The 13,969-nt window shown below is 50.9% G+C and carries 15 protein-coding genes; 7 read left to right on the forward strand and 8 right to left on the reverse strand.

The window, feature by feature from the left end; genetic code table 11:
* Positions 1-55 precede the first annotated feature (55 nt).
* Positions 56-376, forward strand: coding sequence for a low molecular weight protein tyrosine phosphatase family protein (locus F552_RS0111010; RefSeq protein WP_018151798.1), 321 nt, complete (start codon positions 56-58; stop codon positions 374-376).
* A 51-nt stretch (positions 377-427) separates the two neighbouring features.
* On the opposite strand, the gene cysG is transcribed toward F552_RS0111010, so the two are convergent.
* Positions 428-1,828 (reverse strand): siroheme synthase CysG, encoded by a 1,401-nt coding sequence (cysG, locus tag F552_RS0111015; RefSeq protein WP_018151799.1) that lies wholly within the window; start codon positions 1,826-1,828, stop codon positions 428-430.
* Between the two features lie 179 nt (positions 1,829-2,007).
* On the opposite strand from cysG, the gene F552_RS0111020 reads away from it, so the two are divergent.
* The 4 genes from F552_RS0111020 to F552_RS0111035 all read left to right on the forward strand — a co-directional run bounded on the left by F552_RS0111020 (position 2,008) and on the right by F552_RS0111035 (position 4,878).
* Complete coding sequence (locus F552_RS0111020; protein ID WP_018151800.1) at positions 2,008-2,433, forward strand: c-type cytochrome; 426 nt, start codon at positions 2,008-2,010, stop codon at positions 2,431-2,433.
* A gap of 76 nt (positions 2,434-2,509) precedes the next feature.
* Positions 2,510-3,886, forward strand: coding sequence for a cbb3-type cytochrome c oxidase subunit I (locus tag F552_RS0111025; protein WP_018151801.1), 1,377 nt, complete (start codon positions 2,510-2,512; stop codon positions 3,884-3,886).
* A 105-nt stretch (positions 3,887-3,991) separates the two neighbouring features.
* The gene (locus tag F552_RS0111030; protein ID WP_018151802.1) at positions 3,992-4,579 is read left to right on the forward strand and encodes a cytochrome c oxidase subunit 3; all 588 of its coding nucleotides are present in this window, start codon (positions 3,992-3,994) and stop codon (positions 4,577-4,579) included.
* A gap of 53 nt (positions 4,580-4,632) precedes the next feature.
* Positions 4,633-4,878 carry a cytochrome C oxidase subunit IV family protein gene (locus F552_RS0111035; RefSeq protein ID WP_018151803.1) on the forward strand — a complete coding sequence of 82 codons (246 nt, stop codon included), beginning with the start codon at positions 4,633-4,635 and terminating at the stop codon, positions 4,876-4,878.
* On the opposite strand, the gene F552_RS0111040 is transcribed toward F552_RS0111035, so the two are convergent.
* A complete protein-coding gene (locus F552_RS0111040) occupies positions 4,875-5,519 on the reverse strand; it encodes a DUF2238 domain-containing protein (RefSeq protein ID WP_018151804.1) in 645 nt (214 codons plus the stop codon). The two genes, F552_RS0111035 and F552_RS0111040, sit on opposite strands and share 4 nt — an antisense overlap.
* 42 nt (positions 5,520-5,561) lie before the next feature.
* Positions 5,562-6,683: an HPP family protein gene (locus tag F552_RS0111045; protein ID WP_018151805.1), complete on the reverse strand. Its 1,122-nt coding sequence runs from the start codon at positions 6,681-6,683 to the stop codon at positions 5,562-5,564.
* Positions 6,684-7,157: 474 nt separating this feature from the next.
* Between F552_RS0111045 and F552_RS0111055 the strand changes: the two genes are divergently transcribed.
* Together F552_RS0111055 and F552_RS0111060 are read left to right on the forward strand one after the other, a co-directional pair.
* Positions 7,158-9,059: a sensor histidine kinase gene (locus F552_RS0111055; protein WP_018151807.1), complete on the forward strand. Its 1,902-nt coding sequence runs from the start codon at positions 7,158-7,160 to the stop codon at positions 9,057-9,059.
* Complete coding sequence (locus tag F552_RS0111060; RefSeq protein WP_018151808.1) at positions 9,044-9,733, forward strand: response regulator transcription factor; 690 nt, start codon at positions 9,044-9,046, stop codon at positions 9,731-9,733. The genes F552_RS0111055 and F552_RS0111060 overlap by 16 nt, the downstream gene beginning before the upstream one ends.
* 33 nt (positions 9,734-9,766) lie before the next feature.
* Here the strand turns inward: F552_RS0111060 and F552_RS19150 are convergent, their stop codons facing one another.
* The 5 genes from F552_RS19150 to F552_RS0111090 form a co-directional block, all read right to left on the reverse strand.
* Positions 9,767-10,141, reverse strand: a complete 375-nt coding sequence (locus tag F552_RS19150) for an STAS domain-containing protein (RefSeq protein WP_083917491.1) — start codon at positions 10,139-10,141, stop codon at positions 9,767-9,769.
* 73 nt (positions 10,142-10,214) lie between these two features.
* Entirely contained in the window at positions 10,215-10,430 is a 216-nt protein-coding gene (locus F552_RS21105) for a helix-turn-helix transcriptional regulator (RefSeq protein ID WP_018151810.1), read from the reverse strand.
* A gap of 48 nt (positions 10,431-10,478) precedes the next feature.
* Positions 10,479-11,285, reverse strand: a complete 807-nt coding sequence (locus F552_RS0111075; RefSeq protein ID WP_018151811.1) for a CheR family methyltransferase — start codon at positions 11,283-11,285, stop codon at positions 10,479-10,481.
* 110 nt (positions 11,286-11,395) lie between these two features.
* Positions 11,396-13,210, reverse strand: coding sequence for a methyl-accepting chemotaxis protein (locus tag F552_RS0111080; RefSeq protein WP_156802290.1), 1,815 nt, complete (start codon positions 13,208-13,210; stop codon positions 11,396-11,398).
* A gap of 198 nt (positions 13,211-13,408) precedes the next feature.
* Complete coding sequence (locus tag F552_RS0111090) at positions 13,409-13,960, reverse strand: chemotaxis protein CheW (protein ID WP_018151814.1); 552 nt, start codon at positions 13,958-13,960, stop codon at positions 13,409-13,411.
* Positions 13,961-13,969 lie beyond the last annotated feature (9 nt).

Here is a 13,969-nt window from a genome sequence, read left to right on the forward strand (position 1 = left end):
TGTTGATGTTCTTCTACGCTTCCAGCAAATTCAGCAGAGACCAGAGATCAAAACCATGCATGCATTATTTCTGTGTAGCCAGAACCGTCTGCGTAGCCCGACCGCAGAGCAAGTATTTTCCAGCTGGCCTGGGGTAGAAACAGATTCAGCCGGTTTGGGAACAGGTGCTGATGTTCCCTTGTCTGCTGATCAGCTTGAATGGGCTGATATCATCTTTGTGATGGAAAAAGTGCACAAAGTCAGGTTGGCGCAGAAATTCAAACCTTACCTGAACGGTAAAAGGGTGATCTGCCTTGATATTCCTGATGTGTATAAATTCATGCAACCAGAGCTAATTCAGCTTCTGGAAAAGAAAGTCAGCAAATTCCTGCGATGAGGATGCTTGCCCGCAGCAAGTTATCCGTCTTTTCCAGACGCCTTAGTCCTATCACTGGTTTTCCTTCCCGCCAAACCATCCCAACTCCCCCTGCAACTTCACCACTTCACCAATAATGATCACGGCGGGCGACTGAATACCTGCGGCCACAATTGCCTCTGGCAGTTCACCCAATGTACTGGTAACTACCCGCTGTTGTGGCAAGGTAGCGTTCTGGACCACGGCCACAGGCGTGTCTTGGCGTCGGCCACGGGCGACCAGTTCTTTGCAGATGACGGGGGCTTGCTCTACGCCCATGTAAACGACTACGGTTTCGGTGTCTGCTGTGAGTCTGGCCCAGTCGAGTGTTTCTTGCCCTGCCCGACGGTGGCCGGTGACAAAGGTACAGGATTGGGCGTAATCCCGGTGGGTAAGCGGTATGCCGGCGTAACAGGCAGCGCCGGAGGCGGCGGTAATACCGGGGACGACTTCGATATCAATATCCAGTGACAACAGCGCAGACAGTTCTTCCCCGCCACGGCCAAAAATAAACGGGTCCCCGCCTTTCAGGCGCACCACTTGTTTGCCCTCTTTGGCCAGCCGGAACAATGTCTGGTTGATGTCTTCTTGCGGCAGGGTGTGGCGACTACTGGCCTTGCCTACGTATATCCGCTCTGCATCCCGGCGGATGAGGTTGACGATTTCGGGTGAGACCAGATTGTCATACACGACCACATCGGCAATCTGCATGAGCCGTAGCGCACGGAAGGTGAGCAAATCCGGGTTGCCCGGCCCAGCGCCAACCAGATACACCGCACCTCTGGCCGTTTTGGCTTCTTCTTTGGCGTTGGCCAGTTCGCTGATCAGCAAGGTTTCTGCCTGCTCCATTCGGCCGTTGAGCGCCATGTCCGTCATCGGGCCATCCAGCAACCGCTCCCAGAACATGCGTCGCTCGCCCGGGTTGGGTAGCACGCGCTTGGCAGAATCGCGGAACTTGCCAATTAAACCGGACAACTTGCCCCATTGATGCGGAATGATGCCTTCGAGCTTTGTGCGCATATGTCTGGCCAGCACGGGTGCGCCACCAGAGGTGGATACGGCAATCATCAGGGGCGAACGGTCTACAATCGCGGGCATGATAAAGCGGCACAAAGCTGGCTGATCTACGACGTTTACCGGTAGGCGCTGGGCTTCTGCCGCCTCAAAAACAGTGCGGTTCACGTCGGGTTGGTCTGTTGCGGCTATCACTACCCGCACATCATCCAGATGCTGTGTTTCAAAAACACTTTGGGTCCAGTGCCAGCCGGCGGCGTCGATTTTGTCTGCCATGGCCTGGCAAACTTCGGGTGCCACCACACGGACCTTCGCGCCGGCGTCATCCAGCAGGCTTGCCTTGCGCAAGGCTACCTCACCCCCACCCACAACCAGCGCAGGCAGACCTTGCAAGTTCATGAAAACCGGAAAGTAATCCATGACACGCTCCCTTTTCTGCACCTGACGATGCGTTTTTTTCATGTGAGGCAGTGTAACGGAGGGGGGCTTCCGATTTCGTTGACCCGCATCAAGGCGTCATAACACCGCTAATTTGTAAAGTGCGGCCATGGTTGCGATTTACACCGAATCGCACCGTAAACGGATCACAGGGAGGAATCATGAGTGGAAGTTTTACCAAAGCCACCGCCCGAAACATTTTTTATGGCGGCGCGGCATTTTTCTTTTTACTTTTCCTGGCCCTTACTTTTGATAGTCAGCAAGCACTACCAAAACGGGATAACAGCCAGAATCTGACACCGCAAGTCATACGGGGCAAGTATCTGTGGGAAACCAATGATTGTATCGGTTGCCACACGCTCTTGGGTGAAGGTGCGTACTTTGCACCAGAACTGGGTAACGTCTACAAACGCAGAGGCCCTGACTTCATTAAAGCCTGGATCAAGGCTCAGCCAACCGGCACCCCTGGCCGTCGCCAGATGCCGAATTTCCACTTTAATGATCAGGAGCTGGATGATCTGGTGCAGTTCTTCAAATACACCAATGGGATCAATACCAACAACTGGCCACCAAACATCCAGGGTTAAGCAATGTGACTTTCTGTCACGGTATCTGTAGATACCCGTCAGAGAATAACAACCGCTACCGTATGGGAGATAAACAATGAAGTACCAATCACAGGCAGTCGCGAAGCCTTACTTCATCGCGGCAATCGGCCTATTCATTGGCCAGATACTGTTTGGCCTGATCATGGGCTTGCAGTATCTTTGGGGGGATTTTCTGTTCCCTGCCATTCCTTTTAACGTGGCCCGCATGGTCCACACCAACCTGTTGATTGTATGGCTGCTGTTCGGTTTTATGGGCGCAGCGTATTACATGATTCCTGAAGAAGCAGAAAGAGAGCTGTACAGTCCCAAACTGGCCAAGCTCATGTTCTGGGTGTTTCTGGTTGCTGGCGCACTGACTGTTGTGTCTTATCTGGCGGTGCCCTATGCCACGCTGGCCAAATGGTCCGGTAACGGCCTTGTTGCCACCATGGGCAGGGAGTTTCTGGAGCAGCCGCTCTATACCAAGGTAGGTATCGTGGTGGTAGCACTGGTGTTCCTATTCAACATCTCCATGACACTGCTGGCTGGTCGCAAAACCAGTATCAGCCTGGTGATGATTCTGGGGCTGTGGGGGCTGGCGGTATTCTTCCTGTTCTCGTTCTATAACCCTAACAACCTGGTAAAAGACAAATATTACTGGTGGTGGGTTGTGCATCTATGGGTAGAAGGCGTCTGGGAACTGATTCTGGGTGCCATGCTGGCCTTTGTGCTGGTGAAAATTACCGGTGTAGACCGTGAAGTGATCGAAAAATGGCTGTATGTGATCATCGCCATGACCCTTATCACCGGCATTATCGGTACAGGTCACCACTACTTCTGGATTGGTACACCGGCCTACTGGCAATGGTGGGGTTCCATCTTCTCAGCACTAGAACCAATCCCGTTCTTCATGATGACTGTATTTGCCTTCAACATGGTTAACCGTCGCCGCCGCGAGCATCCTAACAAGGCTGCCACCTTGTGGGCACTGGGTACTGGCGTGATGTCTTTCCTGGGCGCTGGTGTGTGGGGCTTCCTGCATACGCTGGCACCAGTGAACTACTACACCCACGGTTCACAAATTACCGCCGCACACGGCCACATGGCTTTCTACGGTGCGTATGTGATGGTGGTGATTACCATGATCAGCTATGCGATGCCGCTGTTGCGTGGCCGTGAAGCCAACAGCAACCGTGCTCAGGTTCTGGAAATGTGGTCTTTCTGGCTAATGACCATCGCCATGGTGTTCATTACCCTGTTCCTGACTGCGGCCGGCATCCTGCAAGTCTGGTTACAACGGATTTCTGCCACACCAATGTCCTTTATGGATACGCAAGACCAGTTGCGCCTGTTCTACTGGTTGCGTGAATTCAGCGGCGTGATCTTTGCTGTTGGCCTGGTGCTGTATGTGATCAGCTTCTTTATCAAAGAACGCAAAACCGCCAATGCCTGATTAACTGGCGATAAAGGTTAGACCCGCTCTGCCGTGTGACTGGCGGGTTTGTTTGGGGCGGCATTCGTGCCGCCCTGTTTTTTTGCAGCAATCCGCTGGAGGCTCATGATGACTACCCTCACCCTGCAAGCAACACCCCAGAAGAGTATCCCTGGCGATCTGGCCATGTGGTTCTTCATACTGGCAGAGTTGCTGGTATTTGGCGTGCTGTTTATCTGCTACGGCATTACCCGCTTTGCAGACCCTGCCCTGTTTAATGCCGGACAAACCCATCTGCATGCTGGCCAGGCCGCGTGGAATACCCTGTTTCTGATTACCGGCTCCGGCACCGCCGTATTGGCCGCACATGCTATCGCCCGTCTGCAATACCGCCAAGGTAGTATTTTTCTGGTCGCGACGTTTGCCAGCGGCGTGCTGTTTGTGGTTAACAAACTCATGGAGTTCGCGTCTTATCTGGGCCAGGGCTACACCTTGTCTACGGACAACTTCTGGATGTTCTATCTGTTTCTGACCTTTTTCCACTTTTTGCACGTCATCCTTGGCATGGTCATTATTGCCGCAGTCTGGATCAAACTGCAGCAAGGCCATTACCGTAACGGCCAAACTGCGGGCGTTGAAACCGCTACCAGTTACTGGCATATGGTCGATCTGGTCTGGATTGTGTTGTTTCCGCTGGTTTATCTCATCAGATAAACTAAGTGATTAAAAACAATATATTGTGAATGTAACTTAAGAAGATACATGAAATGAAAACAGGATTTTACATACAGTGGGGCTTGCTGACGGCACTTACCCTCATCGCCCTGATGGCACCCAGATGGCTGGAAGTAGAACACTACCTGCTGGCAGGTTTGGCCATTACCACGCTCACCAAGGGCCAGATCATCATTGACCAGTTCATGGGGTTAAAACGCGCCCCAAACTGGTTAAGATGGACGGTGACCGGGTGGCTGTGGCTGGTGCTGGGGACGCTTGGCTTATGCTTCTATTAACCCGCTTCGGGTTGTAACATGCACCGGATCTGCCGGTCATGCCAACGGGACATCAGCGCCAGGCTCACCATGGACCCGATCAGCGCAAACAGCATGTCAGACTGCGTATCCCATGGGTCACCCTGTGTACCCAAAAATTCATCCGCTCCCTGCCCCAATGCCACGGCAGCACCCCATTCGATCAATTCGTAACTGGAACTGATCAGCATCACCACACAAATCGCCAGAAACGCCTGCATCTTGCGGCCAATGACAACGCCTTTGCGCAAGAAAATCTCTCTGGCCACCAGCGCAGGCACAAAACCCTGAAAGAAATGGCCGATCTTGTCGTAAGGATTGCGCTGCAAATGCAGCCAGGATTGTAACTCGAACCCCAGTGGCACACGGGCATAGGTGTAAGCACCGCCCAGCATCAGTACCAGTGCATGCAGGGCAATGCAGCCATACAGCAGGTTGGTTAGCGGAAAACGTGCGTAGCTGCCCCACAGTAGCGGCAAGGCAATCAGGACAGGGAAGACCTCCAGCAGCCAGGTCGCCCGGTCAAATGGACGCCAGCCAGAGACCAGTAGCGCCAACAGCAACAAGACAGAGATTGCCGTTAGCGCTTTCGGGATACGGGAGGCTTCTTGTGTCTGGGTCATCTCAACTCCAATGCCGTGTGGCAGAAAGCTTAGATTACCAGTTTATTCCATTTTGACGATGGTATTCACCAATGCAGCCACCAGATCAGACTGTGTCAGCATGCCGATGACTTTCCGGTGCTCATCTACTACCGGCAAATGGTGCAGGCCACCGTCAGAAAACAGGTGTGCCAATGACATCACGGATTGATCTGCATGCGCCACTTTCACAAACGTGGTCATCAGGGTGCTGATTTTCTGGCTACCACGTTCGGCCAGCGGAGAGGCAATCAGACGTTTGTCGTGATCGATAAAGAAATCGTGCAAGGAGACAATGCCCTGCAATACAGAGGACTCGTCCACCACGGGGATGGCCTTCACTTTGTGTTTGGCCAGTTTGGCCCAGGCTTTCAAGATGGAGTCATCCTCATGTACCACCACCACATCTCGCGACATGACATCCTGACAGCGAATATCGCCCATGCGCCGTTGCCCTGCCCTAATGGCTGCCTGCTCCAGAATGTTTTCCAGATCATCCTTGCTGATATCGAGCAACTCGCCCCGCGCTGTCAGCACGGCTTCCAGATCTTCATGGGTAATGCCACTTCGCTGACTTGGGCTTGGGTCTGATGTCTGGTGATGATTGGGGTGGCTTTGCGGGCGATGCGGATAACGCCGGCCGGCAAGTGCATTGAACACCAGCGCACACACCAGCAATAGCAGAGAGTTCACAAAGACAGGGCCAATGGCGTAATGGTAACCCATGGCCAAAACATGCGACCCGCCAAATACGGCAGACACTGCAATGGCCCCGCCTGGCGGGTGCAGGCAGCGTAACTTGAACATCACGCCAATGGCCAGCGCAACCGCAATGGCAGCAGTAAACCCAGTCGGCCCCAGAAACAGTGTCACGCCAACCCCGACCAGCGCAGAGACCAGATTACCGGCCAGCATGGGCCATGGCTGTGCCATCGGGCTGGATGGTACCGCAAACAACAAGACGGCAGAGGCGCCCATCGGGGCGATGAACCAAGGGTTAAACCCCAGCAGCAAATGCCTGCTAACGAGCTCCGTACAAAAAATGCCGATAAATGCGCCAAGGCAGCCCAGTATCCGTTCTTTGACACTGGCGGTAATTTCCATCGGGATAAACGTTCTTAACCAGGTATTCATATTTTCAGGCATGACAAATCCATCAACAGCGTTCAGACGGTGCGTACCATTCCCTCTGTTTGCGCTTACACACATTACATGATTATTTTTTAACGGCGATGCACCATTTTGGAAAACATGGTGCCGAGAGTGCACCATTATGATGCATGTCACCAAGAAAAAAATGCCCTGTTGGTTAAGTTTTCTGCAAAAAAACCTGATGCTTCATCCGCACAGTGTTCTGCCAAGTTTTGGCGACGATATAAATGCCAATAAAATAATACAATTGATTTTTGGGGAAAAGGAAATCCGGATTTCAGACTCTTTATACATGGTCCGGTATATGGTCTTGATTAAGAGATATGTTGTGCTTTAAAGGCATGCATGAATTGCGTGTATCATCCAGCGACAAATAACTTGAACTTTTCTGATATCTGCATCATTCTTTGGCCTCACTCTCAAGTAACGCTTGATGTTTTCTGTCAAAAACCTGCCCCACTGTTTCTCATGACCCGTTTTTTATTCGGCTTTCTGATATTTGTCTTTTTTGCCCTTGCCAATACAGCAAGTGCGAGAGACTTCGCAATTGAAAAGGCCTGGTATGAAGATACGTCCGGCACCCAGACATGGGAGCAGGTCAGGCAGCAGCCATTTCATGCTTATCGGGGAATCCTCAACAAAGGGGTTAGCAGATCTGCTTTCTGGATTCGTTTGAAAGTGGATAGTCGCGGCTATGTGCCGGTCTTTTCCAAAATTCATGATGACAGACAATTGATTGTACGTATTACACCCGGATATCTGGATGAAATACGTCTGTTTGACCCGCAGGAAAAAACGGCGCTTACCCGGGTAACGGGTATGTTATATGGCGCCAGCCACGATGAATATCAGTCGATCAATTTCAATTTTGTGATTCCGCGTACAGACAATATCCGCTATGTATGGCTCAGGATAAAGACTGCCACGCCAACCATGGCCGATATCAAGGTGCTGAGTGTCGCTGACACCATTTCCCTGGACAAGATCCAGCAGAACCTGGTAGCCATCAATCTGTTCATCATCTTTTTTGCCATTGCATTGACCATATATGCCTGGATTATCAACAAAGACAAGCTCATCTTGCTGTTTACCATCCGGCAAATTGGTACTTTCCTGTTTATGTTTTTTATTACCGGTTATGCAAGGCCGCTGCTGGATGGCGTTTTGCCCCCGGTAAGTCTCAATAAAATACTCGATGGCACCATCGTTACATTTATTGCATTTGCATTTATCTTTGAGGGTTATTTTTTCAGGCGATATGCCTATTCGCACTGGATCATGAAGGCTTCTGCATGGCTGGCCGTATTTCCACCCATTGCTTTGGCGCTGGTAATTCTGGACCAGTCATATCTTGCATATCAAATAAGCGGCTATACGCTGATCACTGATTCGGTATTGAGCCTTGCCTGCATTTTAATTATTTACGTCAAGCATCGCGACAAGATATCTGATGATTTTGTGGTGCCTAAAAAGTATATATTGCTAGTTTATGGCTCTATTTATCTGGGCTTTTTTGCTACCAGTTTATCTATCATGGGGCTGATCAAATTAAACCAGGTAAGGGATAGCCTGGTTCCGATGGGTGGCATCATTTACTTCATTAACTCGTTGTTAATCATGTCGTTTTACTTTAACCACATCCGGAAAAAACAGTTGCTGCTGCAACAGCAAAATCTGGTGCAAGTCATGCTGGCAGAACAATCTGCCATTCAAGAGAAGAATTATCGGCTTGAACAGGAAAACCTGTTTTCCATGCTGGCACACGAGCTAAAAACCCCGCTTGCCATCCTGAACATGCGTATTGGCAAACTTCCGGCGTCAGACAGTACGGTGGATAGCATGAAAAGAGCCATTCGTGACATGAATGGCGTCATCGAACGCTGTATTGATGCCAGCAAGGTATTGGATAAAAAGCTGACCCCCATCATCCGGGCATCCAACCTGCATGAAGAGCTGTTACGTCAGCAGCAACTCAGCAGAGACCCGCACAATATCGCCATCAAATGTCCGGACCCTTTGATCGTCAATACAGACCCGCAGATTCTGGCCATTGTGCTCAATAATCTGATTGATAATGCCTGCAAATACAGTCCGACCAACAGTACAGTCAATGTAGAAGTCATGGCCAACCATGATGGCGAGGCCATGACGAATGTACAGATAGTCATCAGCAACTATCCTGGCCTGGCCGGCTGGCCCGATCCGGAAAAACTGTTCACCAAGTTTTACCGCAGCCAGAACGCCTACCATCAGGTTGGCTCCGGGCTGGGTTTGTTTATTGTGCAACAGCTCGTTTATTTGCTGGGTGGCTCCATCACCTATATGCCGTCACGAACACATGTGAGATTTGAAGTATGCCTTCCCGCCTGAATATCATCCTGGTAGAAGATAATGATGACCTGAGAGAAGCCACCATTGATGTCTTGCTGGCAGAAGGTCACAGGGTCATTGGCGCTGCGTCTGCCGAAGACATCAATGATCTTCAGACCACGATCATCCCTGAGCTCTATATTCTGGACCTTAACCTGCCCGGGGAAGATGGCATGACGCTGGCCAAACGCTTACGCCATGCCAATACCCATATCGGCATCATCATGGTCACTGCCAGACATCAGATTCAGGACCAGGTGGCGGGATATGATGCGGGTGCCGATATTTACCTGACCAAACCGATTGACCCGGACGTATTGTTGGCCACTATTGCATCGCTGGCCAGAAGGCTGAAACCACAAACACAGCAGCCTCACAGCCTGGTATTGAATAGCCAGCGCCTACGCCTGACCGGGCCGAACGGCCACTGTGATTTATCGCAAAACGAGGCCAAAGTCCTGATTTCACTGGCTCAAGCGCCTGAACAAATGCTGGAACGCTGGCAGGTGATGGTGAACTTTGGCCAATATGAGGTGAACTTCAATGAAGCGAGCCTTGAAGTCAGGTTGTCCGGGTTGCGGAAGAAATTACGCACGGTGGGCGCACAAGACAATTGTCTCAAGGCAATCCGGGGCGTGGGTTATAAGTTATGTGTGCCCATCACGATTGCCTAGAGAAGGTTTTGTGAGTGAGGATGGTTTAAGCTGCTAGTTTGCCATCTGAAAAATCCTTGTAAACCCGGCAATGTTCATCAGATCCAGCGGAAAGCCACTGCAGTTGGTGATGATGACTTGTTTACCGCTTTCTTCTGACCGTTCCTTTAACAAAAGCAGCATGCCAAGTGCAGCACTGTCCAGATAATCGATCATGGAAAAATCGATGTGAATGGTGGTATACGGGGATGCATACAGCAGCTCTTTATAGGCATCGGTAAACAGCTTGCGTGCAGCGTAGGTAAACTTTCCGGACAGCTTTATAACGGCATACTCTTTTTGGTACTCAACTTCCAGCTTCACTGGCACTGCTCCCAAACAATCAAATCTGGCACAACTCGCTACGGTTTTAGTAAATGTCCAAATCATACGAGGCAGGATGTTTTAAGATGCCAGCCCTTGCTTGTCAGCGTGGCAGGATGTATCAAATCATCGCCAATCACTAGTCTGCCTGCTCCAGATGAACCAGTTCCTCAACACTCAGATGGAGGGCATTTGCTAGCTTCAAGATATGTTTCGGGCTTGGTTTATAGGTACTTTTACACCAGTGCGTGATACAGGCAGGACTCACCCCAACCTTTTCTGCGAGTGCGGCTCTGGTAAAACCCTGCCTTATCATGGCCTGGTTCATTTTTAAGACTTCCAGCCTGTATTTCATATGAAGATCCCATCCAGTCAATCAGAGACGTTATATGTGGCTTCTTGATCAATTTTTCCGGTAAATGGCAGGGGCAATCGCTTCCAGCCCCTCATATACGCCATTCAAACTCTCGGAATGACCAATAAAAAGATAGCCCCCGGGCCTTAACTGTTTGACCAGACGTTTCACTACGTCATGCTTGGTCTGTAAATCAAAGTAAATCATTACGTTACGCAAAAAGATCACATCAAAGAGACCAATATCAGGCAAATTATTTGTCAGATTGATCATGTCAAAACGGGTGCGCTTGCGCAGTTCGGCAGACATCAAAAAGGTACCTTCCTGAGCGCCCGATCCTTTCAGGCAATACTCAGTCAGATAGTGCTTGGGAATATGCTGGATTTGCTCAATCGGGTAATGCCCGGTTTTGGCTTTTTCCAGCACGCGCGAACTGATATCAGACGCAAAGACTTCCCATGGTCGCCCACCCAAACGGTCGGCCAGCACCATGGCAATAGAATAGGCTTCCTGCCCGTAAGAGCTGGCCGCACTCCATACCCGAAACGGTTTGCCCGGGACAAGTTCGGTTTGGGCACACTGGCTCAAAAAGTGGAAATGCTTGGGTTCCCGAAAAAAATACGTCTCGTTGGTGGTTAACAAATCCAGTGCAATCTGGCGCTCTTGCGGGTGGGCATTGCCGGTCAGCAGCTTGAAATATTCGCTGTAGTTAGGCAGCTGGTAGTGGTTAAGCCGTTTGGTCAGCCGGCTGCAGATCAGGGCTTTTTTGGCATCCGACATTGCTATACCCGCCTGCTGGTATATCCAGTTCTTCAGCTGGAGAAACTCCTGATCAGTAATGACTGCACCGTACATAACTCATGAACCCCTGCCGGGTTTCGGTCTACCCGAATGACCGGCGCAAAGTGAATCAACAACGCTGGTGGGGTACCCCACCAGCCTGCAACACAGACATTCAGCCTGTTTTACTTCAGTTTGAAGAATGAAATATGCCCATCCAGAGTGTCGGCCTGATCAGCCAGCAACGATGAAGTTGCGGACAATTCTTCGGATGCAGACGCATTAGAGGCGGTGGAAATCGTAATCTGCCCGATTGCCTGATTCACCTGGGTAATGCCAATCGCCTGTTCTTGAGATGCGGCAGAAATTTCTTCAATCAGACTCGCGGTTTTTTCAATGGTCGGTACCATTTTTTCCAGCAGCTCGCCCGCGTATTGCGCCAGTTCCAGACTGTTGGCCGCCAATGCACCAATTTCTTGCGACGCTTCCTGACTTCTGCCTGCCAGGCGGCGAACCTCTGCCGCTACAACCGCAAAACCCTTGCCATGCTCGCCTGCGCGGGCAGCCTCGATGGCTGCATTCAAGGCCAGCAAATTGGTCTGGTAGGCAATTTCATCCACAATGCCAATCTTCTTGGCAATTTCACGCATGGCTGCTTCGGTATTCTTGGTGGCCTGACCACTTTCTTGCACGTATTCCGCCGCCTGGGTTGCAATCTGGCGGGTAATCTGGGCATTTTCATTATTGGAGTTTACCGATGCCGAAATTTGCTCCATGGATGCACTGGTCTGCTCGACACTGGCTGCCTGTGAACTGGCCGACCCGCTCAATGAGTGGGCGGAGGAGTTCACTTCTTTAGCCGCATGTGTTATCTCCTGGCTCGCTGTCTTGATTTCTTGCATGGTGGCCGACAAACGGGTCGCCATCCGCTGCATCGCATGCTGCAAGATGTAAATCTCGCCTGCCTTGGCCGTTACCTGGACTTCCTGTGTCAAATCTCCGTTAGCCAGCCGGTCCAGAGACTTTGCCACGCTTGAAATAGGCTCACCAATGCGGCGTGCAATCCAGACCATGAGGGCCAGCCCCGCCAGACCCATCAGTAACATCAGTGCGATCATTTTCATCAGCATGGCCTGCACCGGGCCGGTAATTTCTGACTCTGGTAACTCCACCACCACATAACTGTTCAGTGTTGGCACATAAGAAGACGCCACAATATGGTTACCATCCATGGCCTTATAGTGGCCAATGTTAAAGTCACCCGGTTGCAACAGGGATTTGGCAACGTCTGCCATGCCAGGCAAATCGGCCAGCTTTTTCTTGGCAATCAGCGAGCTGTCACGATGCACCAGAATCTGGCCATCGGCTTTGACCAGCATGGCCTGGCCCTGCTGACCCACTTGTACCTTGCGGATTTGCTCGGCCATGCGGGATGCTTTTAGCCCCAGACCGCCCACGGCTTCATTGCCTTGGGCATCTTTGCCCCGAACGTTGATGTACATCATCATTTCATTCGGGTTGGTTTGTGACGGGTCCAGATTCAGCTCGGACTCTGCACCACTTTTCAGAAAATTAAAGAACCACCCGTCACCCGGGTCACTTTCACTAACGGTTTTCAGCAATCCGTCCTGGCTGTAATAGTGGGCACTTTTGACTGACACAAACGATACGAAATCGGCGTTATTAACCTTCACCAAGGCTTTGCCATAGTTTTTCCAGGATTCCAGCCGCTCAGCCGGTTCTCCTGCGGCAATCCATTCATACAGCATCGGGTCATTGACCATGACACGAGAGGCAGACAACGGCCCCGCAATTTGTTGTTCGATCTGATTGCGAATGCTTGCCAAGGTGGCAGGCATTTCTGAGTTTTCAATGCGCTGATTGATAAAGTCATGGGTATTGGTATAAAAAACAAAAGACGACGTACCCAAGGTAATAAAAAGAACCAACGAGATCGCGATGATCAGTTGCATCTTGATTGAATTGATTTTTAACTTCATCAATAGCATCCCTAATAATTTTTTGGTAAACCCGGTTTACCCATTTGAAACTGATGCTGCCTTCCGTTTGGTGCAGCTGATCAATCCTGATATGTTGCCGGCACGCAAAAACGGCCAATGCTCGCCTTAAACCAAATAGATGCTTCCGCCAAAAAAGTGGTGCTCTTCTGCGAAGAGCACCCCAAGCGGAGAGATACTCTATGCTGCAACTACTTCTGCGGCCTTTTCCAGCATGGCCATTTCTTCGACTGACAATACGTTTTCTACGCTAAGAATAATCACAAACTCACCATTCACCTTACCCATCCCGCGGATAAAGTCAGTACGGATATGTGCGCCAAACGCCGGTGGCGGTTCGATATCCTGTGCGGCAATTTCCAGCACCTCAGAGACCGAATCCACAATCACACCGATGTCCTGGGTCACCGGGTCTTCATCAGCACTACCCTCAACCTGCACCTCGATAATCACGATACAAGTACGTTTGGTGACTTCTGATGAAGGTTTGCCAAACCGTGAACGCAAATCCACCACCGGTACGACCCGTCCGCGCAGGTTGATCACCCCGCGGATGAACTCTGGCATCATCGGTACGGACGTCAGGTGTCCGTACTCGATAATCTCCTTGATATTCAGGATGCCAATGGCAAACATGTCGCCCCCCAGAAGGAACGTCAGGTATTGACTCTCCTCCGGCAGGGCTACAGCTGCCGCTGGTCCTTTTTGTTCCACTTTCACCAGTGAACTCATGCCTGATAC

The sequence above is a fragment of the Leeia oryzae DSM 17879 genome, assembly GCF_000376945.1.
GTDB lineage: Bacteria > Pseudomonadota > Gammaproteobacteria > Burkholderiales > Leeiaceae > Leeia > Leeia oryzae.